This is a genomic window from Vibrio sp. L5-1 (genome assembly GCF_021728315.1).
Taxonomy (GTDB): Bacteria; Pseudomonadota; Gammaproteobacteria; order Enterobacterales; family Vibrionaceae; genus Vibrio; species Vibrio splendidus_K.
Map to the genome: position 1 here is coordinate 1,205,475 of NZ_JAKKCQ010000002.1, position 22,633 is coordinate 1,228,107.

The following is a 22,633-nucleotide window of genomic DNA, read 5'->3' on the forward strand; positions in this document are numbered from 1 at the left end:
CTAAATCAGAGTCCGATTTTTGCCAACTCTTGCTCAGCAAACTCTGACGGTATCGCTAAATAGCCATCTTTCTCTACCAGTTCTTGCCCTTGCTTTGAGAACACAAAAGTGAGGAACTCTCTTTCAACAGGAGAAAGGGGTTTATCTGGGTGCTTATTCACATACACATAAAGAAAGCGAGATAGAGGGTAATCACCGCTCAAGATATTCGTTCGAGTCGGCTCTACATAATCAGAACCATACTCTGCGATAGGAATTAACTTAACACCGGCCACTCGATAACCAATACCTGAGTACCCTATCCCGCTGATTGATGAAGCGACCGACTGTACAACCGACGCAGATCCTGGCTGTTCATTGACTCGGTTTTTGAAGTCGCCACTACATAATGCATTTTGTTTGAAGTAGCCGTAGGTTCCCGAAACGGAATTACGACCGAACAGTTGGAATCTATGTTTTGCCCATGGCTGGCTGATACCTAAATCTTGCCAATTATTTAGCGGCTTAGTCGCGCCACAGCGCAATGTCTCTGAAAATATGCTGTCAATTTCGCGAAAATTAAGCCCCTCGATAGGATTATCACGATGTACAAAAAGACCAATCGCGTCGATAGCAACTCGAAGCGCCGTCGGCTTATAGCCATGCTCCCTTTCGAACGCTTCCACTTCTCGTAGGCGCATTGGACGACTCATAGGCCCAAGGTGAGCAGTACCTTCCGTTAATGCAGGAGGTGCAGTGGATGATCCAGAAGCCTGAACTTGAGCATTCACGTTCGGGTAGTAAGACTTAAACTCTTCAACCCATAACGTAGTCATTCCCGCTAAAGTATCCGAACCGACAGACAACAAGCTGCCAGAAATGCCCGGAACCTTAGAATAATTAGGAAGAGAATCGACACCTTGTTCGGCATGAACAGGGTTGGCCAAAGTAAACGCTAATAATGAGCAGACTGGCAAACGCATACTGCGTATCAAACAACTCATGATACTGTCAATCGATTAGGTAGTGTGAAATGGAATCGGCTACCAACGCCAACTTCACTTTGAATTTCTAAATGTGAATCATGGTGACTAAGCGCATGTTTCACAATCGCGAGTCCAAGACCACTACCGCCAGTATCGCGTGAGCGTGCTTTATCAACACGATAGAAACGCTCTGTAAGTCGATGCAAGTGTTGTGGTTCGATACCGTCTCCAGTGTCTGACACATCCAAACACGCACCTTGACTGGTTTGATACCAACGAACCTTTACGGTCGCACCAGGCGGCGTGTATTTCACTGCATTGTACACTAGATTCGATATCGCACTTCTTAACTGATCTTCATCAGCTAATACGCGTAAGCTCTTATCAATATCAAATTCCAGCTTGTGTTCTCGCTCTCCACTGAGACTAGCTGCTTCTTTTTCAAGAACTTCCAACATCGCCGGAACGTTAACCACTTCATCGAGCTCATGCATCGGTGCAGCTTCTATTTTTGAAAGTGTTAAAAGCTGATTCACTAGGCTGTTCATGCGATTCAACTGCTCGGTCATCACACCATGAGCCTTAGGCCACATAGGCCCAACGACCATGTCTGGATCTTCCGTCATTTCAAGATACCCCTGAAGTACGGTCATTGGAGTGCGTAGCTCGTGAGAAACGTTAGCGAAAAAGTTACGACGCATGCCTTCTAGCTGTTTTAGCTGAGTAACATCACGTACTACCATGAGGTGTTCGCCCTCGGTATACGGTACGATACGAAGCTCAAGCATGCGCTCCACATTAAGTGGCGAAGGCATCTCTAACGGCTCTGAGAAATCTTGTTTATTAAGGTACTTGATGAAGTCCGGCGTGCGGATCAAGTTAGAGATCGGTTGACCTGAATCGTCTGGCCAGCGAAAACCCAGTAAATACTGAGCAAGCTTGTTACACCAAACAATATTGCCTTCACCGCGAAACACCACAACGGCATCGGGAAGGGATTCAGCACCGTTTCGGAAACGGCGGATAAGGTTGGTCAATTCTTTGCGCTTACGACGCTGTCTCTGCTGCATACGATAGATACCGTTAAACAGAGACTCCCAGTTTCCAGAACCTGAAGGGGGTGTTAACCGCTTTTCATCCCACAACCAAGCAGACAAACGCATTTGATAGTGTAGATGCCATGCTAACTGTAATACTGTTGCAGCCAGCAATAACCAAGGCAAATAACCGAATATCCATCCGACTATAATCCAAGGTGCGTAAAAAAAAGCCAGCTCCCAAGCTAGCTTCTTCCAGGTTAACTTCTCAACCATTCAGGACTCCATAAACTGGGCAGTGAAGCCACATTAAGCCTTTGTAGAAAAACGGTAGCCTGCGCCGCGAACCGTTTGAATTAATTTGTCATGACCAGCAGATTCAAGTGCTTTGCGTAAACGTCGAATATGGACATCAACCGTACGATCTTCAACGTAAACGTTAGTACCCCAAACGTTATTTAGCAGTTGCTCTCGGCTGTATACTCGCTCTTGGTGAGTCATAAAGAAATGCAGCATTTTGAACTCGGTTGGTCCCATATCAACTGGACCTTCGCTTGCGGTAACGCGGTGAGATACAGGGTCTAGCTTAAGACCTTGTACATCAATAACATCTTCTAGTGCAGTAGGCGTTACACGGCGAATCACCGCTTTCAGACGAGCGACCAACTCTTTTGGCGAAAATGGTTTGGTAATGTAGTCGTCAGCACCAACTTCTAAACCGCGAACCTTATCCTCTTCTTCACCACGAGCCGTCAGCATCACCACTGGGATATTGCGAGTTAACTCTTCACGCTTCATGTGCTTGATAAAGTTTATCCCGCTACCACCAGGTAGCATCCAATCTAGTAATACTAGATCTGGGAAAGGTTCACATAGCTTGTTTACCGCTGTATCGTAATCTTCAGCCTCTACTGCTTGGTAGCCTTTTTGCTCAAGTACAAAACACAACATCTCACGAATAGGTGCTTCATCTTCAACGACCAGAATCCTTCTCGACATAATTGAATAGCCTTAGTATTTAATCAACGCATTGCATTATCTGGTTTAATTATGACACTTTTGTGACCTTTGAAAACAAATTTTCATATAACTGTCTCAAACATTTCACTTTTAATTTTTATTGCAGGTATAAGACAAATGGATCGAAATCTCCTATGATGAGCGTCTTCAGATAAAGGTATGAGAAATATTTATGTGGTTTAAGAATTGCCTCGTCTATCGCTTTAATCGTGATATAGACTTCAACGCAGATCAGCTAGAGAAACAACTTGAAGAGTTCCGTTTTACCCCTTGTGGTAGCCAAGACAAACAGAAGTTTGGTTGGGTAAATGCGATGGGTAGACACGGCGATATGATGACGCACGTATCAGAAAACCGCATTCTCATCTGTGCAAAGAAAGAAGAGAAAATGCTTCCAGCTTCTGTGATCAAAGATTCATTGAATGCAAAAGTAGAAACGCTTGAAGCGGAGTCTGGTACTCCTCTGAAAAAGAAAGAGAAAGACAGCCTAAAAGAAGACATCATCATCGATCTTCTTCCTCGTGCTTTCAGCCGCAGTAACTTCACTTACGCACTGATCATGCCGAAAGAAGGCTTTATTGTTGTTGATGCTAGTAGCTACAAAAAAGCAGAAGACGTACTAGCATTACTACGTAAAACAATGGGTAGCTTGCCAGTAGTGCCCGCTATTCCAGAGCAAGCGATTGAAACAACGTTAACTGAATGGGTTAAGTCAGGTGATACGCCTAAAGGTATCACTATGCTTGATGAAGCTGAGCTTAAATCAATCCAAGAAGACGGCGGTATTGTTCGAGTTAAGAAACAAGAACTAGAAGCTGATGAGATTAAGAACCACATTGAAGCCAACAAAGTTGTGACTAAGCTTCTGATCAACTGGCAAGATCGCATTGAGTTCATTCTTGCTGAAGATGGCAGCATCAAGCGCCTGAAATTCAGTGATGAACTAAAAGATGAGAACGACGATATTCCTCGTGAAGATCAAGCTGCACGTTTTGATGCAGACTTCTCTCTACTTTGTGGTGAGTTCAGTGTTTTCCTACCAAACCTATTTGAATCATTAGGCGGGTTAACTCAACCTAACGCTTAATTGTTCCTATTTGAAGCTCAGGTATCGACGATATCTGAGCTTATTTCTTTCCCACTCCCGCTTATCAATACCTATCAACTCGCTTCTTAATACCATTGTTATCTTTAGGGCTATCAACCAAACTCATTTTAGCGTAAAATTTGCGCCCCTTTGATATCACTTGGTGGTATCAACCTGACTTGAGATCAGATTAGAGAACGAAGCAATGACTACACAGAAACCATTTGTACCTGAACTATTATCACCGGCAGGAAGCCTTAAAAACATGCGTTACGCATTCGCCTATGGCGCAGATGCAGTATACGCAGGCCAGCCACGTTACAGCCTTCGTGTTCGTAACAACGAGTTCAATCACGAAAACCTACAAATCGGTATCGATGAAGCTCATGCTCAAGGCAAAAAGTTATATGTTGTATGTAACATTCAGCCACACAACTCTAAATTAAAAACATTTATTCGCGACCTTAAACCAGTTGTTGAGATGGGCCCAGACGCACTTATCATGTCAGACCCAGGTCTTATCATGATGGTACGTGAATCATTCCCTGAAATGCCGATCCACCTTTCAGTTCAAGCAAACGCAGTAAACTGGGCGACCGTTAAGTTCTGGTCAACTCAAGGCGTTGAGCGTGTGATCCTATCTCGTGAGCTATCTCTTGAAGAGATCGAAGAGATTCGCGAACACTGCCCAGAAACAGAGCTAGAAATCTTTGTTCACGGTGCTCTATGCATGGCTTACTCTGGTCGTTGCCTACTTTCTGGTTACATGAACAAACGCGATCCAAACCAAGGTACTTGTACTAACGCTTGTCGTTGGGAATACAAAACCGAAGCTGCGAAAGAAGACGAAAACGGTCAGATCGTTGAAGCAAACCCAACAGGTGTTGCGATTCAAGAAGTAGAAACTCAGGGTATTGAAGTTCAAGACGAACGTCCAGATAACACTCTAGGCCTTGGCAAGCCAACTGATGAAGTCGTGTTGCTTTCTGAGTCACACAAACCTGAAGAGAAAATGGCAGCGTTTGAAGATGAGCATGGTACTTACATCATGAACTCAAAAGATCTTCGCGCAATCCAACACGTAGAGCGCTTAACTAAGATGGGTGTTCACTCATTAAAGATTGAAGGCCGCACTAAGTCTTTCTACTACTGTGCACGTACAGCACAGGTTTACCGTAAAGCTATCGATGATGCTGTAGCTGGCAAACCATTTGATGAAAGCCTTATGGGTACGCTAGAGAGCCTAGCTCACCGTGGCTACACTGAAGGTTTCTTGCGTCGCCACACTCACGACACATACCAAAACTACGAATACGGTTACTCAATCTCAGATACTCAACAATTCGTAGGTGAATTCACTGGCAACCGCCGTGGTGACTTAGCGGAAGTCGAAGTGAAGAACAAGTTCCTAGTTGGCGATAGCTTAGAAATGATGACACCAAAAGGTAACATCGTTTTCAAGTTAGAAGTTATGGAGAACCGTAAATCTCAGCCAGTAGATGACGCAAAAGGTAACGGTCACTTTGTATTTATTCCAGTACCGGCTGACCTTGACCTAGAATTTGGTTTGTTAATGCGTAACTTGAGCGCAGGCCAAGATACACGTAACGCTTCAGGTAAATAACTTTACCTAGAAACTCTACTGAGAAGAAAGCAATGGCTCTGTTAATAACTGACAAGTGCATAAACTGCGATATGTGTGACCCAGAATGCCCAAATGGCGCAATCACGATGGGTGACAGTATCTTCGAAATCGATCCTGATTTATGTACTGAGTGTAAAGGTCACTATGAGAAGCCAACATGTCAGTCAGTGTGCCCTATTACAAAGTGCATAATCACTGACCCAAACCATATTGAAACTGACGACGAGCTACTAGAGAAGTTTGTTATCATTCAAGGCTTGACCTAAAAAAGAAAAGGTTCAACTTAACCATAAGTTGAACCTTTTTTTTATCCCGATTTACCAATTGGATAAATATTGCAGAAGAGCTCTTTTTCAAATTGATATTCGAGTCGCTCTCGCCAATTTATCGCTTGCGCTATAGGAACAAGATAAAAATTTTCCCTACTGGTGTCTGTTACAAATGCCATTCCATACTGCATTAATTCATAGTGCACATCATTGACGAAACTAGGGTCTAATCGTTGTCTACCGGTCAGTTGATTAATATCATCTCTTGAGATAGAAATACCTGAGTTTTCCGTACTGAACCTATGTCGTAACCATTCTGAAAATTCCTTTGCACAAATCATAGTCATAGTCTTATCCTTGAATTATCTATCGACGGGTATCAGACTCTGATTTCACAACTGCACATAAGCCGTATCTTTCACCCCAAAACTCTCCATCCCTGACCAAACGTTATCAAATTCGCCATTGTTCCTACTGTTGTCGTTGTTGTTTTTTTAATATCAAACGATGTTCTTAATTACGTGTTTATAAACTCTAGACAAAAGTGTGACATTTCTCCAGTTTTAGAATCACGAAAACCAGTGGCATTACCACTGTAAAACACCTCGATAAATACATTACCTATTCGATATCAAGGCCAAACACTGACTCGGCATCACTTTAACTTTCTTTTTTTTCTTAGTTTTAGCCACTTTTTTAGGTGGAGGAACTGGAATGGTCTGCGGAGCCCAACTTGCAAGTTCATCGCCACAACCATCACCTTTTGGCGGGTTTGCTTGAGCGATACAGTTATAACTGCCTTTAGGGCATTTTAAGCGAACATGAAAATGGGAATGATGCCCCCACCAAGGTCTGATTTTGCCTAACCAGGTTCTATCATTGGCATCAGGATCTTCTTGTTCACAAAGAGCTTGTTTAATCACTGGATGGACAAAAATACGCACCACTTTTTCATCTTTGGCGGCATAGCGAATGACTTGGAAGTGATCATCAGTCCAATTCGATTTGCGCAATTTGTAGTTGGTAAGATCGACAACGCTGATTGGCTTAGGAACAGCGAGTTCATTTTCGGACAGCCTCTTATCAGTGAGCCTTAACCATATATCAATATCCAAGCCAGTCTGGTGACTTGAATGACCAGACGAAAAGCGCCCTCCTCGAGGTAGAGAAATATCACCAACCAATAAATTAGTGTTGAGCTGTTCGCTCGCGGTCACACCTAGCCTTTCAATAAACTGAATGGCCTCTGTATGTCCATAGTAGCGCTCTCTCTGAAGACGAATTACTTGGTAACCTTGACCGTCAATTGGCAAAGCCTGCGCACCGTCTAGACAGCCATTAGCGTAACTACCGATAGATGAGGTTGAATTTCTTGTCGGGCTCTTTTCTTTTTCCCATGGGGTTGCCGATACGTAAAACGAACAAAAGATAAGAGCTGATGTACAAAATAACCTCATAACAATTCCAAATAAATGATCTCTATTTTCATACTAGTCGTCATTAGGAAATAGGTGCATATCGAGGATGATATTTTGAAGATAAAGAGAGGTTTTTATTTGGAGAGATGGTTAATATCCAAATAATAGAAAACAAAGAGGCTCGAGCATTTCTGCCGAGACGCGCAGTCTAGAGCCTTAAATATGGCAGGGGGAACTGAGCCGGCACTCCGGAGGTTCGACAGGGCTGGCGTTCGAACTCCCAACACGCGCTGTTTTGGTAAGTAGGAAAGTCCGCTGCTCTGCTAATGGCGTATGTTAGATTCAGAAAGCAAAAAGGCTCTAGCATTTCTGCTAGAGCCTTAAATATGGCAGGGGTGGAGAGATTCGAACTCCCAACACGCGGATTTGGAATTCTACAAAACCAACTTTTAAAACAAACACTTAAAATCAATAGAAAACTAAAAAACAAGTATTTCCGTCTATTTCTGTATTTTATTTAGCTACATTTCACGTTACTGGGGAGAGAGAAGCTTTATGTGTAACGAATACAGTCTTTAAAGGTGATCAAAGGCATCTCCACAGATGAAAAATCATTGTCAAGCGCGTCACGATTGGAGCCTATCCAAAAGGGATATTTCTTTCTTGGAGCTCTATTCTAACTGTCTTCTGGTTAATTAGAGGTCTAGCTTTTTTGCTTGCACTCGGTTGACCGTCGAAACATAGCCACCAATTCCTCTCTTTTGATGTTCTGATTCACTTAATGAATAGACCATATGTAGCTTCGAAAATCTTTCGTCACTCACATACATTTCATGTGCACTTAGATTTATATTGAAAACTTCTATTGAAGTCGATAAAAGGTTTTCTTTTAGAGGATTCAGCATAAATTTAGATTTTCCTGCAGCAATTTTTAATTTTTTATGCCAAAGCGATAATATCTGTTCATCGTTAGAAGAAATTACAATGTCATCCATATATACACTTAATGAAACTCCTTCTGCCTCATGGCAATCTCGGATACATGAACCAAAGTAACTTTGAGCTAAACAAATTGATGCAAGTAAAGGTGACTGACTGAATCCGTAGGGGAGCGAGTGGCTATGTTCGGCTGGATTACTATGTGGAAGCGTTGATGCTTTTGCAATAGCTCTTGCATTTTCATATCCAATTAAAACTTTTAACTCTCTCGTCACCCTTGTTCGACTAACTGAGCCAAAAAAATCCGTTATATCAAGGGATGAGAAATATTTATTGTCGATATGTACTTTTAAAGCCTGTACATGACCACCTAACTGAAGGTGATAGAAATATGAAGGAGTTTTCCAGTGCTTTCGAATATGTTTATTTATATTTTGACCAAGTTTTTTTGCTTCGTCTGACTGGACATAGACCCACCTGCCGGGTTTCATTTCATACTTACTTGTCCAGCTAATAGTCGGTGGCATATTTTCGATACTCAATAAAAAAAGCCACGTTGATAGTTTCCACAACTAAGATTTGGTTAAGTTTTGCCTGACTTAGTTGCGTACTTGCTAATGGTGGCGTTCTATTACAACAAATCTAAAAACTTTTGTAACAGTTCAGCACCATCCACTTCCTCTAGTTTGGCAAGCAGTCCAAACTTCTCAGCATACGCATAGCAGCGCACGCAAAGATCAAAGCCTTTCAACATTGTCTTCAAGCGACTTTGTTTCGGTTGTGTGCTTTTATCAACAGGGCCATAATTATTTTTCATAATTACTTCTCCTCTTACAGCCCCTGACATGCCCAGCGCAAGCGCGTGACTTTATTCCAAGATGATGAACATTTGATACGAATAATTTCGATATGAATCGAAGAGTATCGCATCGTTCATCAGGCGAATCACAGAGTGACAGTAGTAAGAGGTGCGGGCGAACCGCCTAATGCCAGGGATCGTTATAATATTATGTGATTAGTTTCAGTCAAGGGATAAGAGGCTTGAATGCTTTAAAATTGTTCTTTTCAGTATTTTGAGCTTTAGATATTAGATATAGATCAAAGTATGCTAGCAAAAAATAAACCTTAGGAACTATGCTCAGCTCCACCAGATTGAAGACCTGATGTACAGAACAACGACATATAATACTTTCACGTTTTTGAGGACAATCTGGCGCGGCCCCCCATAGTGAAACTGGAACGACTATAACTATTAAACAGACTTAAAATACATTGGATCAAACCAACTCCGTTATTTTTTGATGCTGATACAAAGGGTTTAGCGTCAAAGTTTCTTCTAAATGTTCAGGAGCCAGGTGTGCATAACGCATGGTCGTTGTGATCTCACTATGACCAAGAACATCTCTTAACTTCACAATATTGCCGCCATTCATCACATAATGACTCGCAAAGGTATGACGTAAAACGTGAGTCATTTGCCCTTTAGGTAAATCAATATTTGCCTCTGAAACCGCCTTTCGAAAAGTCGATAAACTATTCAAAAACATCTTTTCTTCACTGACAGGTTCAAGAGTGGTGAGTTCATCATAAAGCGTTTGATTAATGGGTACCGTACGATTCTTGGATGATTTGGTATTCAAAAACGTGATCTGATTATTTTTGATTTGTGAGGGCTTTAGGCTTTCCGCCTCTCCCCACCGAGCACCTGTGGCCAAGCAAATCTTCACGATGAACGGTAAAGATCTGTTGCTGAACGTTTGACAAGATTCCAATAGCCTTGCGATCTCATCATGCTCCAAATACCTCAACTCTTTTTCACGCTCTTTGAACTGACGAATTTTAATCAGCGGGTTATCAAACTCAATCACCCCTAACCTCTCCAACTCGTTAAACATCGCCCTAAGATAGGCATGCTCTCGGTTTATGGTGGTCGTTGTCACTTCAATACTTCGCTGCTCTCGATAGTGCGCAAAATCTTTACTGGTGAAATCACTCGCAATGGGGTTACTCAAACGCTCTGATATTCGATAAAGACTCTTTCTCAGCCGAATGTGATCGCGGAGCGTCTTACCGTGCATTCGATACCAAAGCGTGATCAATTCATCCAGCGTTCGAAAGTCCTTACCCGCACATTCTCGCTCAAGTTTTAAGGCTAACCGCTTATCAAGTTGCATGGCCTTTCGCTCACTCTCAAACACCTGGTTAGGGGCCAGACTTGAATAATAATTCGCATTCTTCTTTAAAATCATTCTTCCCCCATCGGTAGTATTTAAGCAAGCAAACCGTTAGGCAAGCTTCTTGTCGCTGGTTATTTTTTCGACAATGCCGAGCTCTGATAGTATAGAAAAGTCGGGGCTAATTTGACCCGACTCAGGCAGAACTTCATCTGTAGTAAGCCAATAAGCGTATTTTTTAAAACGCTCATTTTTTGTGATCTTCATCAAAATCTCGATATGTACTGCATTTCTCTCTTGTTCGTAATTTTTCAATGTTCCTATTGGAATATCAATCATTTGAGACATTTCTTTTTGGCTAACACCCTCAGAAATTCGAATTGCTTTGATTTTTTTTCCTAATTCCATACTTGATCCTAGGCGTTAATTAACGTACCTTTTCTTCAAGGGGCGCTAATCAACGCCCCTTTGAATAGTGTCTATTTCCGTGTATTTCACGAAAATCATCAAACCTACGAGGATATCACATGCCAATGCTGCCCGCGTTATTCATGTCTGTGCCTTTATTTGCACGTTCTCACGGAATGAGTGAAAGACAGGTACTCGATCGTCTTGATAATGCTGATTTACCCGAAGTGGAAAAAGAACTCGATGCAGGGAAGCGGTATGTCGACCTCGTTGAACTCGCGGCTCGTATGGAAGCAGGACAATTCAAACTGTCGATATTGAGGAAGAAATCATGACTCCTCTCATTCAAATCTTCTCAAACCAAAAATGCCTACCGGTGGAAGTCGTGCCAGCCAATGAGCATTCCTCGAATTTCTCGCGTGCCGTGTCAGAGATGGAAGACCGAGCCGGTCACCCTGCGTCGTTCATGGCCACCAATCTTGCCATCATCCCGCTTGAGGGTGATTTGCGCATAGTCGTACAAGGATAAGCCCATGACTCACGCCGACGTCACTCAACACCTTTACCGTTTTTGGGTGGAAGCGTATCACCAAGATATGCACTGCCTAAAAGAGAGCGCCCCATCGAGCTTGGTGACTCAAGCGCAGTCTGAGCTCATTCATGAATCGATTCTTGAGCGTTTACATGAAGTTCGCGTCTACGCCGAAACCAGCGGCGAACACCTCTTAGCACAATCCATTGATGACGCTTGCACAAAAATGTACTTGTTCAACGAAGCACCCAGCAAGGAGTTAGCCCAATGAAAATCCAAACCGAGAACAACCTTGTCTATGACAGCAATCACCCAAAATGCCAGATCCACTTTGCCCGAACCCACGGGCGCGGCTTCGCGTTCATTCAATGCCTCGATACTGGCTTAGACGGTAAAGCGGAAAGGGTTAAGCGTTACTGGGGATTCTATGCCGACTCTCTTGATGAAAAAGAGAATGAAGCGGATGTTTATCGCATCATGAATTCAGGCAGTCCTTGGCCTGACTTACCGAAGTAGTCGTCATGGAGGATGTTGATCACACAGAGTCGGTATCCAGTGTGGACTTGCCTATCTGCGATCCCATCCACAAGCCTTGCCCCGACATGGAAGGGCTCAAAGACTTTGACCCAGAAAAAACCGAGAGAGCGCGTTTCTTAATATCGAAGCTAAGAGAAAAGCACGGCATTAAAAAGCGCGTTAAACCGATACCTAAACCCTTGAATTACACCTGCACAGAACGAGGCTGCATTGAGCCTTGGGGAATGGTCAACAAGGGTAAACCTTAAGGAGAATCGTATGACAGTAAAAACGAAAATCAAGTATGCAAAATACTGCTGCCGCCAAGCTCAAAAAAGCCGCTCACTATTTCCTGACGTTTATCGAGAAATTAAAGCGATTTTTAAGAAGCATTATTCTTATCAACGTCATCTGAACTCATGAACTCAAATTCAACTCCATCAATATTATAGGTATTATCATGATTTCTTTGCTTGTTTACAGCCTTAAGTCTATCGATGGCGTCTTCTTTGTCGGCTTTATTGCTCGATTGAAAAACATCTCGCAAAGCATTGGAAAAATCACTCTGGAGTTGCTCATCGTAGTACGTCAACTCTTCTTCTGGGACGCAAAATACAACGTCATAACCATTAATTGGACCAGACCCAAAGTTAATACACTCAAAGTCAATACCCTCAAGGAAATCACAAAGAGTGATCAATTCCTTTTCTCCAACAGTTTTAAAAACTCTATAGGGCTTAAACCGTCGAACTTCCTCGTCAATAACACCAACGGGAAGAATGGCAATTTTTCGAATAACTCCAAGCCTAGGAGAGGTTGGTTGTTTACTAACGAAATCCTTTATCGCGTGTTCTTGATGCGGAACTGTTCCGTTATCGAAATACACTTTAGCTTTCATAATCACTATCAATCCTTAAAGACCAAACCATCCTTCCAGGATAAATTAAAAAAGTACTTATCCACAAATTATCGTTCATTTTTTGAGCAGAGAGTAGCATAATGAGTACCTACAAACGATTCCATCAACCCAACATCAATCTGTCGTTAAGTCAGTATGTCTCTAATCTCACAGCGCACCTGCCGGTGATGATGCGTCAAGATCTGGAACTAAAATTGGGGCTGAGGAAAAAGCGCAGCAATCCAACCGACCGTAATCTCGCCTTATTCATCACCGAACGCGTGAGCTTTGTGGATAACGTCGTCCACCACTTTACCAAAAAATTTCCGTTTGGTTTCGTCAGCCATGAGCCCAAACCGCTCGAACTGACTCATGACATCTTGATGAGCGATGATGCGCTTAAAAATTTCGCCATTCAACTCACCGTGGCCTTTGTTGATATCATGAATGATATTGCCGTGACCGACACTGACACCGAAGCGCCTATCGATAGCATTCCTGAAAGCCCAACCGATTACTATTACGCCCTGCACTATGCCTTTGAACAAATCCGTGACTTGATGCTCAAGGTCTTCATCGAGCCTCCGAGTGCCGACACGCGTGATATCGGTAAAAAACTCACAGTTCGTGACGCTGAGATCTTATTAGAGTGCGCGATTCGTCGTTGTATAGACCCTAAAAACTTAGTACGTAAATTCAAACGCCTTCGCAAGCGCTACATTGAACACGCTCAAGTCACCCTTGGCAATGTCGGGGAAAAACCCAGCCAACATTGCAATGTGTCGCGCCTGACTCTCTCCAACTTCAAGCAGCAATTACGCGAGTCCGAAGCCTTCATGAAAAGCATGGTGGTCATCAACCACGAGACCCTGCAAGAATTCAATCTCGATGAGGTGGCCTCTCGTACGACCGCCAATCCAGAAAATCGATACATTGAGTTGGTGGTTCGCAGTCGCGGGGATGAAGAGCGGGCGATCGATATGGGATTCGAAGGGGTCTTCATCACTTGGACGTTGCCCTCCCAATATCACCGTAATTCGCCTAAGTGGAACGGCTGCACCGTCAAAGAAGCGCATCAAAACCTGATGGAACAATGGAGGCTCACCCGTGCCCACTTCGCCAAACAAGACATTCCTTGGTTTGGCCTACGGGTGGCCGAGCCCCACAAAGACGGGACACCTCACCTGCATGCGTTTGTCTATTGCCCTGCAGAATACAAAGTCGAACTCATGCGTATTTGTGCGAAGATTTCCCGAAGTGAAGATGCCGACGAGCTCTACAAAAAAAAGAAACGCAAAGCCCGTTTTCACGCGAAACCTTGCAACCCTAAGAAAGGCAGCGCTACTGGCTACATCATCAAATACATCTCCAAGAACATCAACGGGGCGCACCTCCCAGAGGGTAACGCGGCCAGTAAGGCTCTTTCTGTACGCGCTTGGGCCAGTGCGTGGGGCATCAAACAGTTCTCTCAATCGGGCTCCCCAGCGGTGGGTCTATGGCGACAACTCCGACGCGCGAACAAAGCCGATGTAGCGATTGATGAAGCGTTAATCGACCTGCATGAGCATGCGGATAAATCACGCTGGAAAGACTTTACCCAGCACATTGGGGATTTGCGCCTCGCCCATGAAACGCAGATTAACCAGTATGGCGAAACCACCAAGCGGGTGATCGGGTTGGAATGGTTAGGTCACGTGATCGAGACCTGCCGCGATCACTTTTCGGTGGTGGCGAAGTGCGATGTGGACGCGTGGAAAAAAGCGCGGAGCGCTGTCCCTTGGAGCACTGAAAATAAGTGTAACCCACCGCCAAAAATGGAGATTTCCCCGCTTGAAAAAGCCTTAATGGACGTGACCGGATGGAGCGTGAAAGGGGTTCAATGTCTCCTAAAACCACTCAGAATGGGGTCTAAAATTCCTATAGACAAAAACACCACCCTCAGCTTGCGAAATAACCGGCTGTGCGTGACCTAAATCGATTTTATTCATCGATGCTTTAAATTTTGATGAAAAAAGCGATAATTAAATCTTCTAACGTCGTGAGACAGGGGAACCTCCATGAAATCATTCAACGCAGAACATTGCCAACGTGACCTCTCCGCTTTAGCGGCGGCTGACAAGCTAGAGCACGCCATTTTCGAGCAAGTGAATAACCTAAAAGGATCGCCGACGGCGCTTATCAAAAAAGCCAGCACCATGATCTTAAGCGGGAATTTATCGCTCTCTGAATTTGGCTTATCAGAGCAGTTCTTCGAGCAATTGGAGATGCTAGTCAAGCTCAACAGTGAGGCCAGACAAAAGTACCGCGCCATTGTGGAGCAGAACTTAGCCGAACTCACCGCTCTGGAAAACACGGAGGAAAGTCACGATGAGTAAAGTTCATACGAACCCCGTCCGTGGCCATGTCTCTTGTCCGGTTTGTCAAACCACCGCCACCGTGCATCAAGTGGGAGAAGGTCGTTTAATCGCGGGCGGTGAGCCGCCTAAGAACAGCCGTAATTTAGGGTTACTGTATTACCGTTGTCCTGACTGTGGGAACAGTTCAGTGAGTAAACGAGTGGACGCCTACATTCGAGAAGCGCAAATAAACGCTCAAACCCCATCCGATAAGGTTACTCAGCCTGAGCCAGTAACCAGTGAGGTAACCGACCTCCTGGAACACACCGATTTATCGAATAATGAAAGTCACGCTCCCTCTAACGCTCAAACCCCGTCAGATAAGGTTACTCAGCCAGATCCCTTAACCGGCCAAGTAACCGAACCGGTAACTGGCGAGAACGCGTTATTCCCCACTTGGAGCAAAGTCCTGCTAGGCGCTCTCGGGCTCGCCTTATTCGTCTGGTGGGCTTATCAAACATTGATGGCAGAGGAGGGGCAAGATGAACGAATCGCCTGAGATCTTTTCACCGGCGGATGACGATTGGGGAGATTTTGAATCCGTCATTGCAAGCTTAGAAGAGCAAGAAAGCCAAGTCGATACCCCAGAGGCGCCCCCAATCAACGAAGAAGGCGCCAATGAAGCCATGGAGGGGATATTGACGCTCCTGTTTGCGTTAACCGAGAAAGCCACGGCTCTTGTCACCGGTTTACCGTTTCACTTTGACGAGGAGGCCAAACAAGAAGTGGTGCAGGCGGCTCTACCGGTTTTGGGGAAACACGACAGCCCTGTTATGGATTGGTTAGGCCGATACAGTGAAGAGTGCTTATTGATTTTTGCCTTACTTGGCCTGTTATACAGTGCGCGCGTCAATCTCCGAACCTTACAAGCAGAGAAACTGGCTGACACTCAAAAGGAGGCGACACGTGACTCTGACACCGCTGATGAATCAGATCAGACCCCTTCACGCCAATCCGAGCTTTGATGCAGAGCACGTGGTGTACGTGGCGGGCACAGGGGGAGGCAAAACCTCCGCCGTTCGCTATCTAGGGCTTGTACCAAAACAGTCTCAAGCCGTGTTCTTTGATCCGTACACCAACTATGCCGGTCAAGTGTTTCAAGGACAGCGGTGTCATGGCACCTCCTCTCGCTCCGCCTTTGTCAAAACCCTGTTGCAAGCCAGGCGTAAAGGTCAGCCTTTTAAGTTGGCCTATATTCCAACCCATGGCGCCTGCCTGAACGAGTTGACGTTCTTCAGTACCATCGTTTGGGGAATGGGCTGTGGCCGAGCCCCTAAGCTGCATGTGGTGATAGAAGAGCTCGCCAGTTGTACCCAAAGCAGTGGCAAGCTTCAAGGTAAGCCGGGGGAATTATTACGTGGAGGTCGCCAGTACGGATTGGTGGTGCACACCATCTTCCAGCGAGGACAAGAAGTGCCCAAAACCGTCACGGAACAATCTTCGACGTGGTGGATAGGCGCCGTGAACTCGCTTTCGGATGCCCGTTGGCTAGCCAGCAAAAAAGGGCTAGAAGTGGCGCAAATTGCCGAGCTGACCTCAGCCAAAGTCAATAAAACTCTAATAGGTAAACCCATCGCCGACTATTTACTGGTGCGTGATGGTATCGGCAATGTCAAAAAAGGGGCCTTGAACTGCAAAAGCGGGGCGTTATTAACCCCCCATTACCGCCGAAAATAGTCAAGTTTAAACCTATAGGTTACCCGTTTAACCTATAGGTTACTTCTTGTTGCCTTCTCCCCACCCCACTCTCTATGGTCTACCTATCACCAATGAGCCCAACCAAACGGAGGGCTTTATGTTTGCAACCGTTGCATTCAGTACATTCATCAGCAAAGGGTTTGAAAGTATGTTTGGGATTACTAAAGCACAGTGGAAAGTCGTCGCCGTGGCCACCGTGGTCATTCTTGGCGTGATGTATATGCTGACCAACGTCGAGGCGCTAGAAGAGGTCGGTGAGAAGGTGGGGTTAAACACCTAAATCGACTCCGCTCTGACCCGTCTTTTTGAAATTACGTCATCAAAGGAATCATGACCATGGCTAAATCCAATCAAGCCGTTAACGTTTCAGCCGCGGCCCAAATGGCTGCGATGAAAGGCCCGTTTAACGTTCGACCTATTGAACTTGATCCGTTTCGTGCAGGAAGCCCGTATGGCAAACACGCCATCTTGGATTTAAAGGGGCTGTACACTTACGCCTCCATCGAAATCATTACCGATCTGCCGGTCGAACGCTTGGGTCGAATTTCGTTTGAACGCAATAACAAAGAAATCATCGGTATCGATGCGGGCTACTTCCATAAACGCGACCGATTCTTGAAGTTTCCCGTGCAAAATAAAGGGACATCACGAGCGTCTTTAACGCGTTTAATCATTCCATTTGCCAGTGAAGAGCTTCGCACCTTACAAGGGATACGCCGTGGTGAATACATACATCAGGTGGGAGAAACGCTCATCCTAAAAGTACAGGTGAAAGCCAAAGAAACGGCCGACCCTGAGTTCCCTCAATTCAAGGCCAACGCCCGTATCGTGGATTATCAGCCGGTGCGTTTTTTCCAACAGCGTTATACCGAAACGTCCATTAACCACACTGTTGTGGGTGAACAAAAACACGATTTCCCACTGGTGGGCGCGAATGTCCGTTTGCGCTCTCTGCTCCTCGATACCGAGAATAACGACATCACTAAAGTGTCGGTTAAGCGCGATAACGAGATCATTTGGGAATCCTCGGTCGAAGACATCAAATACAACCAGAAACGTTATGGTGATCGCCTGCCTCCAGGTCAAGGCGTCTTTATTGATTTCACGTTGGAAGGGTTTGCTAACGAACAAGCGTTCATCCCCTTTGCTCAGGCCAGTTTAAAACTGGTTCTGGAAAAACGCACGACGGGTGTGGTGGACATCAAACATGATTTTATTGATGTCGAGCAGTTGCCGGCATAAGTGAGGCACTATGGCAAAGGAAAGTACCTGGTGGGATGGCTTTACAGACGGTCTTGGCGAGTTATCCGATGGTGTCTCCGGCTATTTTAACGCGCAAGCGGAGTCTGAGAAAGCCAAAGCCGAACAAGCCAGAACCCGACGAGCGGTGTCAGAGAACGCGACCCTAACCGAGCAGACGCGTATCGCTAATCTTCATCAGAGCCAACAGTCTGAGCAACAACACACTCTGATGAAGGTAGGTGGCGGCGTCTTGCTCCTAGCGATCTTCCTCCTTCTTTTCTTTAAGAAATAAGGGGACACGATGCCATTTTTACTCACCGCGTTATTAAGTGGAGTGGGTCTTGGGTGGTGGGGAACCACAAAAACCGTGGAAGCCACCACCGGAGCGAAAGGACTGCCATGGCTTTTTATCTTCATCATGATAGCCCTCTATGCCTGGCATAAAGGGTGGATTAAATAACTCAGGAAAGAGGGAATGAAGGATGTTGTCGAGTCTGACGGGAGGAGGAAGCATCAGTGGAGGCACTTCCAGTGCCGAAAACGGTGACTTTACGGGGGGTGGTCAAGGTGGACGCGTCACCTTTAATAATCAACAAGGCAGCAGTGGGAGTAACAAAACAATGTATGCCCTACTGGCTGCTATTGTCCTTGTGGCCGCACTATGGCTAAGAAGGTAGCGCCTGCTCTCTTAGCGTGGACGCCAGAGCACCGAGCGCGCTTTCAAGCGGCGGGCTTTCTCCCACCCATCCTCGAAGAGTTGACTCAGTTGGGGGAACTCTACGCCATAGAAGGCTTACTGATTGTGGCTCGACTTGAGCCCTTTAAGGACGGATTTGAGGTGGTGTGGATGGCCTCTTTAGGTAAAGGACTCACCAAGCACGTCAACACCTTTCTTGAAGGAGCGAAACGTCGTGGTGCCAGTGCCATTCGCTTTCACCTTGATGAGGATGAAAAAGCCCTAGTGCGCCTACTTCGTCCTTTACACCCTCAACCGGTCAATGAAGAGGAATTTCAAGGGCTAGTGTATCGCGTGAGCCTTGAGGAAGTAGCATGAGTCGTTCAAAAAGTTCACAACGCAGCAGCGTAACCAATACCAACATCAACAATGTCTTAGATGGCGGCGCCATCAAAGGGGCGTTTGATTTTGCTGGCGGCCTCGCCGATGAAGCGTTTGATAGCGTCAATAAAGCGGCCGCTACATCGATGAGAACGGCGAATACCGCTCTCGATACCGTGAAAGCCATCGGCAAAGAAGCTTTGAGCAGTAACCAAAGTATTACTGGCCGAGCGTTCAAAAGTTTTGATGCCCTCTCCGAGGAGGCATTTAATTTTGCTGGCGGTCTCGCCGATGAAGCGTTTGATAGTCAGAGAGCTATCACCAGCCAAGCCATGGGAGCACTCCAAGAGCAAAGTAACCGTGCTCTTGATACGTTATCAGGTCTGCAAGGAGAGCAAGCCTCCAATAACTTTCAGTTGCTTCAAGGGATTCAGAGTACGGTGAAATCTAATAATACCGATGGCGCCAGTGATGTGTTGGACAATCAAAAGACGCTCATCATTGCAGGGACAATTCTGATGCTTGTTTTGACTGCCATGATGATGTTCTCGAGGAAGTAAGTCATGTACGTAGAAGGGTATCTAAAAAGTGGCCAAAAACTCACGGCCAGTGCCAGTGGCACCAATGTGTATCTTGCTAGTGGCAAACAAGTCCAGGTTATCTGTAAGCCCAGTGAGCATGTTTACACCTTACGTCGTGGTGACCAAATCAGATTGCCTGATGGGATGACCTTCGAGGCGGTCGAAGTGACCAATTTAGGCCCAGATGAAGACATCGAATTGGTGTGTATCGATGGTCGTTTTTACCCAACCATTGATGGCTCAAGCATTAACATGGCCGCTGACTTAACCGTAGAAAATCTCGATGTGCGTTTCGATGGTCGCCAGCCGGTCTCACTGCCGCCTACCCAGCAAGTCATCGCTACGCTGAAAGATTTTCCGGATGTGCTGTCGGTGCAGGTCGAAAACCCCGTTCATTTTCCGGAGATTCAAAAGGTCAATGTGGTGGCCGAGCGCACGCCAAGCTTGCGCTTTGTCGCCCATGAAACGATGACGCAAAGCGGCACAATTACGGGCAATGTCAAACGTAAAGAGCTGATCTTAAAAGCATCAGATGACAACGCCGATACCATTTGGATGGGAGGTTACGCCGATAAAGGTTATGGCCTTCGTCCAGGTGAAGGCTTTGTGTTGAGCAATGGCGCCTCTGTGGAGGTGCTCATTCCGACGAATTGTAAATTGTTTATCTCGGAGACGACCGCATGAGCTTTATCATCCCACCGCCATTTAAGATTGAATTTCCTGAACAATTAGCGCTCTCCGACTCAATTACGGGAACTCGCTCAGGGGTGGCTGCCAGTGAAAAAGCCATCGGACGTGTGAATCAAAAAATACCTCAAGCCCGTTTTAGTAAGAACTGGTTAACCCCTTATGGCTGGATTCATTATGGTCGCATCGCCTCAAATACAGGGGGTATGTTGCACTTCAATCTAGAAACCGACAAAAAATGGGCCATTTTAACACTAGAAATCAGAGTATTAGATAGAAGGCGCGTTTTGGATGGTAGAGATTTCGTTTTTTTCTCTTTGGGCTTGATGTCACTCAGCCCAAGTCAAATGCAAGCTCAGAATCAAAATGAAATTGCCCGTTTATTAATGGATAGCCATGTGACCGAGCTGCACGCCTTTGATAGTAACAACTTTAACGAAAAGTACATGACTCTTGTGGTGAGCCCTTCCAAGAACCGCCTCACTTTCTTTGACTGCCCTGATGGAATGTCGGTAAAAATTTTACAAGAGATGGTGATCCAATGAACGTACAACTGACGCAAACAGGCGTGATTGTTTCCATTAACGCCCCGCAACCAAGTCCGGACTTAGTGACCATTGAAACAGAGCTGCCCATCGAAGTCTTAAGAGCCCCCGAACATTACCGTTACCAAGAGGGCGAATTTGTGCGCTTTAGCGAAAACAATTCGGCGAAGCAAGCCAAAGCCTACTTGGCGGCAACGGATTTTTACGTCACACGGAAACTGGAGACAGGGATCGCAATCCCTAGAGAGATTCGGATGAATCGTGATAGATGCCGAGCGCTGTTAGTCACCGTTCTCCCAAGTACCGACTTTTTAACCTCAGAAGAGGAATAGGCCAATGAGCGAACGGAGTTGGATCCTTACACTCCTCTCGCTTCTGGCTATAGGAGTATATATGACTCGTAAAAACGCAAGCCCAATCTTGGGGATCACTGCCCACTTACCGCGCGGGTTTCGAAATAAGAACCCTTTGAACATTGAATACAACCCAAGGAATAACTGGACCGGACAAACGGGTATCGAGTCTGCAGGTCGCTTTGCGACCTTTGGATCGATGGAGTATGGCGTCAGAGCCGGCGCCAAATTGGTTCGAAACTACATGAGGCGTCATGGGCTGCGGACCGTGTATGGCATCATTAACCGCTGGGCGCCCAGTCATGAAAACGACACCAATGCTTACGCAGAGCATGTCGCGAGCAAACTGGGCGTCAGCCCCTATGAGCCCATTCAAGAATCCGATATTCCAGAGCTTATCTATCACATGATTAAGCATGAAAATGGTGAGTACCTAGACCGAGAGACCGTAGAGCAAGGAGCCCGAATGGCGGGGGTTTTGGTTTAGCTGACACAAACATAATCTAACGTCGAGAGACAGGAGAGCCTAATGAAAACACTCTTGAACTACCTCACACAAGCGTCGACCTGGGAAGGAATAGCCACTGGAGCACTCACTGTTGGCGCCGTGGTCGATACCATCGCGACCGGTGGAATCGTTTCCGGCATTATCGCTGCAGCGGGCACGGTTGCTTCGACTACTTCTATTCTCCGCAATGATCGTAAGGATAAATAATGGAAGCCGCTATCCTCACTTTGATGCGCGAGCTGGGTTTCACGCCTTCAATGTTGGGGGTGCTGTATTTACTGTGGCTAAATTTACGTCGCAACAGCTCAAACCTGGAACAAATTAAAAACTTGTTTCATGAGCTAGATAAACGCCTAACAGTACTAGAGTCAAAAAAGAAGGAGCAGCAAACATGGCCAAAGCCGGATTAAAGAGTAATGGCACCCTAAAAAAGGGATATCGGTTCGCCAAAGGTGGGCGTGTTGTGAAAGCAAAAGGCACTACCAACAGAAAGCGATCGCCCCGCCGAAGAAAACGTCGATAAAATAAATCGCAGATAGCAAAAAGGCCACTCAATGAGTGGCCTTTTTTCATGCATAAAAATGCACTTTGAAGATGGCAGGGGTGGAGAGATTCGAACTCCCAACACGCGGATTTGGAATCCGCTGCTCTGCCAATT

General features: G+C 45.6%; 36 protein-coding genes. 26 read left to right on the plus strand and 10 right to left on the minus strand.

The genetic code is table 11. The features are described 5' to 3' along the window. Positions 1–5: 5 nt before the first annotated feature. Genes L3V35_RS12265 through phoB form a run of 3 tightly spaced genes read right to left on the minus strand, consistent with a single transcriptional unit; the run spans position 6 to position 3,001 of the window. On the minus strand, positions 6–983 hold the full coding sequence (locus L3V35_RS12265) for a phosphate ABC transporter substrate-binding protein PstS family protein (RefSeq protein WP_065206961.1): 978 nt from the start codon (positions 981–983) through the stop codon (positions 6–8). Continuing rightward, positions 980–2,278, minus strand: a complete 1,299-nt coding sequence (gene phoR / locus L3V35_RS12270; RefSeq protein ID WP_237299852.1) for a phosphate regulon sensor histidine kinase PhoR — start codon at positions 2,276–2,278, stop codon at positions 980–982. The genes L3V35_RS12265 and phoR overlap by 4 nt, the downstream gene beginning before the upstream one ends. Before the next feature lie 33 nt (positions 2,279–2,311). Then, entirely contained in the window at positions 2,312–3,001 is a 690-nt protein-coding gene (gene phoB / locus L3V35_RS12275) for a phosphate regulon transcriptional regulator PhoB (RefSeq protein WP_004735064.1), read from the minus strand. A gap of 193 nt (positions 3,002–3,194) precedes the next feature. Here phoB and rdgC point away from each other — a divergent pair, with 193 nt between their 5' ends. The 3 genes from rdgC (at position 3,195) to L3V35_RS12290 (ending at position 6,020) form a co-directional block, all read left to right on the plus strand. Then, on the plus strand, positions 3,195–4,109 hold the full coding sequence (gene rdgC / locus L3V35_RS12280; protein ID WP_009848262.1) for a recombination-associated protein RdgC: 915 nt from the start codon (positions 3,195–3,197) through the stop codon (positions 4,107–4,109). 205 nt (positions 4,110–4,314) lie between these two features. Beyond that, positions 4,315–5,733: a tRNA 5-hydroxyuridine modification protein YegQ gene (gene yegQ, locus L3V35_RS12285; protein ID WP_017087856.1), complete on the plus strand. Its 1,419-nt coding sequence runs from the start codon at positions 4,315–4,317 to the stop codon at positions 5,731–5,733. A gap of 32 nt (positions 5,734–5,765) precedes the next feature. Beyond that, positions 5,766–6,020 carry a YfhL family 4Fe-4S dicluster ferredoxin gene (locus tag L3V35_RS12290; protein WP_004735061.1) on the plus strand — a complete coding sequence of 85 codons (255 nt, stop codon included), beginning with the start codon at positions 5,766–5,768 and terminating at the stop codon, positions 6,018–6,020. Between the two features lie 41 nt (positions 6,021–6,061). Here L3V35_RS12290 and L3V35_RS12295 read toward each other — a convergent pair whose 3' ends face one another. The 6 genes from L3V35_RS12295 to L3V35_RS12320 form a co-directional block, all read right to left on the minus strand. Further along, complete coding sequence (locus L3V35_RS12295; RefSeq protein ID WP_054548116.1) at positions 6,062–6,370, minus strand: hypothetical protein; 309 nt, start codon at positions 6,368–6,370, stop codon at positions 6,062–6,064. A 270-nt stretch (positions 6,371–6,640) separates the two neighbouring features. Next, on the minus strand, positions 6,641–7,480 hold the full coding sequence (gene mepA, locus L3V35_RS12300) for a penicillin-insensitive murein endopeptidase (protein WP_237299854.1): 840 nt from the start codon (positions 7,478–7,480) through the stop codon (positions 6,641–6,643). A gap of 656 nt (positions 7,481–8,136) precedes the next feature. Beyond that, positions 8,137–8,907 (minus strand): reverse transcriptase domain-containing protein, encoded by a 771-nt coding sequence (locus L3V35_RS12305; RefSeq protein WP_237299856.1) that lies wholly within the window; start codon positions 8,905–8,907, stop codon positions 8,137–8,139. A gap of 104 nt (positions 8,908–9,011) precedes the next feature. Further along, entirely contained in the window at positions 9,012–9,197 is a 186-nt protein-coding gene (locus tag L3V35_RS12310; protein WP_237299858.1) for a hypothetical protein, read from the minus strand. Between the two features lie 460 nt (positions 9,198–9,657). Beyond that, positions 9,658–10,629, minus strand: coding sequence for a tyrosine-type recombinase/integrase (locus L3V35_RS12315; protein WP_237299860.1), 972 nt, complete (start codon positions 10,627–10,629; stop codon positions 9,658–9,660). A 36-nt stretch (positions 10,630–10,665) separates the two neighbouring features. Next, a complete protein-coding gene (locus L3V35_RS12320; RefSeq protein WP_237299862.1) occupies positions 10,666–10,962 on the minus strand; it encodes a helix-turn-helix transcriptional regulator in 297 nt (98 codons plus the stop codon). A 119-nt stretch (positions 10,963–11,081) separates the two neighbouring features. Here L3V35_RS12320 and L3V35_RS12325 point away from each other — a divergent pair, with 119 nt between their 5' ends. Genes L3V35_RS12325 through L3V35_RS12345 form a run of 5 tightly spaced genes read left to right on the plus strand, consistent with a single transcriptional unit; the run spans position 11,082 to position 12,279 of the window. Next, positions 11,082–11,297, plus strand: a complete 216-nt coding sequence (locus tag L3V35_RS12325) for a hypothetical protein (RefSeq protein WP_017084672.1) — start codon at positions 11,082–11,084, stop codon at positions 11,295–11,297. Continuing rightward, on the plus strand, positions 11,294–11,491 hold the full coding sequence (locus tag L3V35_RS12330) for a hypothetical protein (RefSeq protein WP_237299864.1): 198 nt from the start codon (positions 11,294–11,296) through the stop codon (positions 11,489–11,491). Before L3V35_RS12325 ends, L3V35_RS12330 begins: the two co-directional genes overlap by 4 nt. 4 nt (positions 11,492–11,495) lie before the next feature. Then, a complete protein-coding gene (locus tag L3V35_RS12335; protein ID WP_105059052.1) occupies positions 11,496–11,765 on the plus strand; it encodes a hypothetical protein in 270 nt (89 codons plus the stop codon). Beyond that, the gene (locus tag L3V35_RS12340) at positions 11,762–12,010 is read left to right on the plus strand and encodes a hypothetical protein (RefSeq protein ID WP_237299865.1); all 249 of its coding nucleotides are present in this window, start codon (positions 11,762–11,764) and stop codon (positions 12,008–12,010) included. Before L3V35_RS12335 ends, L3V35_RS12340 begins: the two co-directional genes overlap by 4 nt. A 5-nt stretch (positions 12,011–12,015) precedes the next feature. Next, complete coding sequence (locus tag L3V35_RS12345) at positions 12,016–12,279, plus strand: hypothetical protein (protein WP_237299867.1); 264 nt, start codon at positions 12,016–12,018, stop codon at positions 12,277–12,279. A gap of 113 nt (positions 12,280–12,392) precedes the next feature. On the opposite strand, the gene L3V35_RS12350 is transcribed toward L3V35_RS12345, so the two are convergent. Beyond that, a complete protein-coding gene (locus L3V35_RS12350) occupies positions 12,393–12,914 on the minus strand; it encodes a hypothetical protein (protein WP_237299869.1) in 522 nt (173 codons plus the stop codon). 95 nt (positions 12,915–13,009) lie between these two features. Here L3V35_RS12350 and L3V35_RS12355 point away from each other — a divergent pair, with 95 nt between their 5' ends. The 18 genes from L3V35_RS12355 (at position 13,010) to L3V35_RS12440 (ending at position 22,385) form a co-directional block, all read left to right on the plus strand. Beyond that, complete coding sequence (locus L3V35_RS12355; RefSeq protein ID WP_237299871.1) at positions 13,010–14,881, plus strand: replication endonuclease; 1,872 nt, start codon at positions 13,010–13,012, stop codon at positions 14,879–14,881. Positions 14,882–14,965: 84 nt separating this feature from the next. Next, positions 14,966–15,283, plus strand: coding sequence for a hypothetical protein (locus L3V35_RS12360; protein ID WP_237299873.1), 318 nt, complete (start codon positions 14,966–14,968; stop codon positions 15,281–15,283). Next, positions 15,276–15,803 carry a hypothetical protein gene (locus tag L3V35_RS12365; RefSeq protein ID WP_237299875.1) on the plus strand — a complete coding sequence of 176 codons (528 nt, stop codon included), beginning with the start codon at positions 15,276–15,278 and terminating at the stop codon, positions 15,801–15,803. Before L3V35_RS12360 ends, L3V35_RS12365 begins: the two co-directional genes overlap by 8 nt. Next, a complete protein-coding gene (locus tag L3V35_RS12370; protein WP_237299877.1) occupies positions 15,787–16,269 on the plus strand; it encodes a hypothetical protein in 483 nt (160 codons plus the stop codon). Before L3V35_RS12365 ends, L3V35_RS12370 begins: the two co-directional genes overlap by 17 nt. Beyond that, the gene (locus L3V35_RS12375; RefSeq protein ID WP_237299937.1) at positions 16,229–16,981 is read left to right on the plus strand and encodes a hypothetical protein; all 753 of its coding nucleotides are present in this window, start codon (positions 16,229–16,231) and stop codon (positions 16,979–16,981) included. The genes L3V35_RS12370 and L3V35_RS12375 overlap by 41 nt, the downstream gene beginning before the upstream one ends. Positions 16,982–17,099: 118 nt before the next feature. Beyond that, complete coding sequence (locus L3V35_RS12380; protein WP_171350282.1) at positions 17,100–17,282, plus strand: hypothetical protein; 183 nt, start codon at positions 17,100–17,102, stop codon at positions 17,280–17,282. Positions 17,283–17,338: 56 nt separating this feature from the next. Then, on the plus strand, positions 17,339–18,244 hold the full coding sequence (locus L3V35_RS12385) for a major capsid protein P2 (protein ID WP_237299879.1): 906 nt from the start codon (positions 17,339–17,341) through the stop codon (positions 18,242–18,244). Positions 18,245–18,254: 10 nt separating this feature from the next. Further along, positions 18,255–18,536, plus strand: a complete 282-nt coding sequence (locus L3V35_RS12390) for a hypothetical protein (protein ID WP_237299881.1) — start codon at positions 18,255–18,257, stop codon at positions 18,534–18,536. Between the two features lie 9 nt (positions 18,537–18,545). After that, positions 18,546–18,704 (plus strand): hypothetical protein, encoded by a 159-nt coding sequence (locus L3V35_RS12395; protein WP_171350279.1) that lies wholly within the window; start codon positions 18,546–18,548, stop codon positions 18,702–18,704. 22 nt (positions 18,705–18,726) lie between these two features. Then, the gene (locus tag L3V35_RS12400; protein WP_171350278.1) at positions 18,727–18,921 is read left to right on the plus strand and encodes a hypothetical protein; all 195 of its coding nucleotides are present in this window, start codon (positions 18,727–18,729) and stop codon (positions 18,919–18,921) included. After that, complete coding sequence (locus L3V35_RS12405; protein ID WP_237299882.1) at positions 18,906–19,298, plus strand: hypothetical protein; 393 nt, start codon at positions 18,906–18,908, stop codon at positions 19,296–19,298. Before L3V35_RS12400 ends, L3V35_RS12405 begins: the two co-directional genes overlap by 16 nt. Further along, positions 19,295–19,861 (plus strand): hypothetical protein, encoded by a 567-nt coding sequence (locus tag L3V35_RS12410; protein WP_237299884.1) that lies wholly within the window; start codon positions 19,295–19,297, stop codon positions 19,859–19,861. Before L3V35_RS12405 ends, L3V35_RS12410 begins: the two co-directional genes overlap by 4 nt. 3 nt (positions 19,862–19,864) lie before the next feature. Continuing rightward, on the plus strand, positions 19,865–20,566 hold the full coding sequence (locus tag L3V35_RS12415) for a hypothetical protein (protein ID WP_237299885.1): 702 nt from the start codon (positions 19,865–19,867) through the stop codon (positions 20,564–20,566). Further along, positions 20,563–21,114 carry a hypothetical protein gene (locus tag L3V35_RS12420; protein WP_237299887.1) on the plus strand — a complete coding sequence of 184 codons (552 nt, stop codon included), beginning with the start codon at positions 20,563–20,565 and terminating at the stop codon, positions 21,112–21,114. Before L3V35_RS12415 ends, L3V35_RS12420 begins: the two co-directional genes overlap by 4 nt. Further along, positions 21,111–21,446, plus strand: a complete 336-nt coding sequence (locus tag L3V35_RS12425; RefSeq protein ID WP_237299889.1) for a hypothetical protein — start codon at positions 21,111–21,113, stop codon at positions 21,444–21,446. The genes L3V35_RS12420 and L3V35_RS12425 overlap by 4 nt, the downstream gene beginning before the upstream one ends. A 61-nt stretch (positions 21,447–21,507) precedes the next feature. Then, entirely contained in the window at positions 21,508–21,954 is a 447-nt protein-coding gene (locus tag L3V35_RS12430) for a structural protein P5 (RefSeq protein WP_237299891.1), read from the plus strand. Between the two features lie 42 nt (positions 21,955–21,996). After that, positions 21,997–22,182 carry a hypothetical protein gene (locus L3V35_RS12435; protein ID WP_237299893.1) on the plus strand — a complete coding sequence of 62 codons (186 nt, stop codon included), beginning with the start codon at positions 21,997–21,999 and terminating at the stop codon, positions 22,180–22,182. Next, positions 22,182–22,385, plus strand: a complete 204-nt coding sequence (locus L3V35_RS12440) for a hypothetical protein (protein WP_171350270.1) — start codon at positions 22,182–22,184, stop codon at positions 22,383–22,385. The genes L3V35_RS12435 and L3V35_RS12440 overlap by 1 nt, the downstream gene beginning before the upstream one ends. Positions 22,386–22,633: the final 248 nt, after the last annotated feature.

Excerpts from the sequence above, each read along its gene's own strand:
- L3V35_RS12435 (WP_237299893.1), top strand. The coding sequence starts at position 21,997 with ATGAAAACACTCTTGAACTACCTCACACAAGCGTCGACCTGGGAAGGA.
- L3V35_RS12335 (WP_105059052.1), top strand. The coding sequence starts at position 11,496 with ATGACTCACGCCGACGTCACTCAACACCTTTACCGTTTTTGGGTGGAA.
- L3V35_RS12410 (WP_237299884.1), top strand. The coding sequence starts at position 19,295 with ATGAGTCGTTCAAAAAGTTCACAACGCAGCAGCGTAACCAATACCAAC.
- L3V35_RS12305 (WP_237299856.1), bottom strand. The coding sequence starts at position 8,907 with ATGCCACCGACTATTAGCTGGACAAGTAAGTATGAAATGAAACCCGGC.
- L3V35_RS12265 (WP_065206961.1), bottom strand. The coding sequence starts at position 983 with ATGAGTTGTTTGATACGCAGTATGCGTTTGCCAGTCTGCTCATTATTA.
- L3V35_RS12315 (WP_237299860.1), bottom strand. The coding sequence starts at position 10,629 with ATGATTTTAAAGAAGAATGCGAATTATTATTCAAGTCTGGCCCCTAAC.
- L3V35_RS12440 (WP_171350270.1), top strand. The coding sequence starts at position 22,182 with ATGGAAGCCGCTATCCTCACTTTGATGCGCGAGCTGGGTTTCACGCCT.
- L3V35_RS12430 (WP_237299891.1), top strand. The coding sequence starts at position 21,508 with ATGACTCGTAAAAACGCAAGCCCAATCTTGGGGATCACTGCCCACTTA.
- L3V35_RS12330 (WP_237299864.1), top strand. The coding sequence starts at position 11,294 with ATGACTCCTCTCATTCAAATCTTCTCAAACCAAAAATGCCTACCGGTG.
- L3V35_RS12395 (WP_171350279.1), top strand. The coding sequence starts at position 18,546 with ATGCCATTTTTACTCACCGCGTTATTAAGTGGAGTGGGTCTTGGGTGG.
- L3V35_RS12295 (WP_054548116.1), bottom strand. The coding sequence starts at position 6,370 with ATGACTATGATTTGTGCAAAGGAATTTTCAGAATGGTTACGACATAGG.
- L3V35_RS12425 (WP_237299889.1), top strand. The coding sequence starts at position 21,111 with ATGAACGTACAACTGACGCAAACAGGCGTGATTGTTTCCATTAACGCC.
- L3V35_RS12385 (WP_237299879.1), top strand. The coding sequence starts at position 17,339 with ATGGCTAAATCCAATCAAGCCGTTAACGTTTCAGCCGCGGCCCAAATG.
- L3V35_RS12405 (WP_237299882.1), top strand. The coding sequence starts at position 18,906 with ATGGCTAAGAAGGTAGCGCCTGCTCTCTTAGCGTGGACGCCAGAGCAC.
- L3V35_RS12325 (WP_017084672.1), top strand. The coding sequence starts at position 11,082 with ATGCCAATGCTGCCCGCGTTATTCATGTCTGTGCCTTTATTTGCACGT.
- L3V35_RS12355 (WP_237299871.1), top strand. The coding sequence starts at position 13,010 with ATGAGTACCTACAAACGATTCCATCAACCCAACATCAATCTGTCGTTA.
- yegQ (WP_017087856.1), top strand. The coding sequence starts at position 4,315 with ATGACTACACAGAAACCATTTGTACCTGAACTATTATCACCGGCAGGA.
- L3V35_RS12365 (WP_237299875.1), top strand. The coding sequence starts at position 15,276 with ATGAGTAAAGTTCATACGAACCCCGTCCGTGGCCATGTCTCTTGTCCG.
- L3V35_RS12320 (WP_237299862.1), bottom strand. The coding sequence starts at position 10,962 with ATGGAATTAGGAAAAAAAATCAAAGCAATTCGAATTTCTGAGGGTGTT.
- L3V35_RS12370 (WP_237299877.1), top strand. The coding sequence starts at position 15,787 with ATGAACGAATCGCCTGAGATCTTTTCACCGGCGGATGACGATTGGGGA.
- L3V35_RS12390 (WP_237299881.1), top strand. The coding sequence starts at position 18,255 with ATGGCAAAGGAAAGTACCTGGTGGGATGGCTTTACAGACGGTCTTGGC.
- L3V35_RS12415 (WP_237299885.1), top strand. The coding sequence starts at position 19,865 with ATGTACGTAGAAGGGTATCTAAAAAGTGGCCAAAAACTCACGGCCAGT.
- L3V35_RS12420 (WP_237299887.1), top strand. The coding sequence starts at position 20,563 with ATGAGCTTTATCATCCCACCGCCATTTAAGATTGAATTTCCTGAACAA.
- L3V35_RS12380 (WP_171350282.1), top strand. The coding sequence starts at position 17,100 with ATGTTTGCAACCGTTGCATTCAGTACATTCATCAGCAAAGGGTTTGAA.
- L3V35_RS12375 (WP_237299937.1), top strand. The coding sequence starts at position 16,229 with ATGAATCAGATCAGACCCCTTCACGCCAATCCGAGCTTTGATGCAGAG.
- rdgC (WP_009848262.1), top strand. The coding sequence starts at position 3,195 with ATGTGGTTTAAGAATTGCCTCGTCTATCGCTTTAATCGTGATATAGAC.
- phoR (WP_237299852.1), bottom strand. The coding sequence starts at position 2,278 with ATGGTTGAGAAGTTAACCTGGAAGAAGCTAGCTTGGGAGCTGGCTTTT.
- L3V35_RS12360 (WP_237299873.1), top strand. The coding sequence starts at position 14,966 with ATGAAATCATTCAACGCAGAACATTGCCAACGTGACCTCTCCGCTTTA.
- L3V35_RS12340 (WP_237299865.1), top strand. The coding sequence starts at position 11,762 with ATGAAAATCCAAACCGAGAACAACCTTGTCTATGACAGCAATCACCCA.
- mepA (WP_237299854.1), bottom strand. The coding sequence starts at position 7,480 with ATGAGGTTATTTTGTACATCAGCTCTTATCTTTTGTTCGTTTTACGTA.
- phoB (WP_004735064.1), bottom strand. The coding sequence starts at position 3,001 with ATGTCGAGAAGGATTCTGGTCGTTGAAGATGAAGCACCTATTCGTGAG.
- L3V35_RS12290 (WP_004735061.1), top strand. The coding sequence starts at position 5,766 with ATGGCTCTGTTAATAACTGACAAGTGCATAAACTGCGATATGTGTGAC.
- L3V35_RS12345 (WP_237299867.1), top strand. The coding sequence starts at position 12,016 with ATGGAGGATGTTGATCACACAGAGTCGGTATCCAGTGTGGACTTGCCT.
- L3V35_RS12400 (WP_171350278.1), top strand. The coding sequence starts at position 18,727 with ATGTTGTCGAGTCTGACGGGAGGAGGAAGCATCAGTGGAGGCACTTCC.
- L3V35_RS12310 (WP_237299858.1), bottom strand. The coding sequence starts at position 9,197 with ATGAAAAATAATTATGGCCCTGTTGATAAAAGCACACAACCGAAACAA.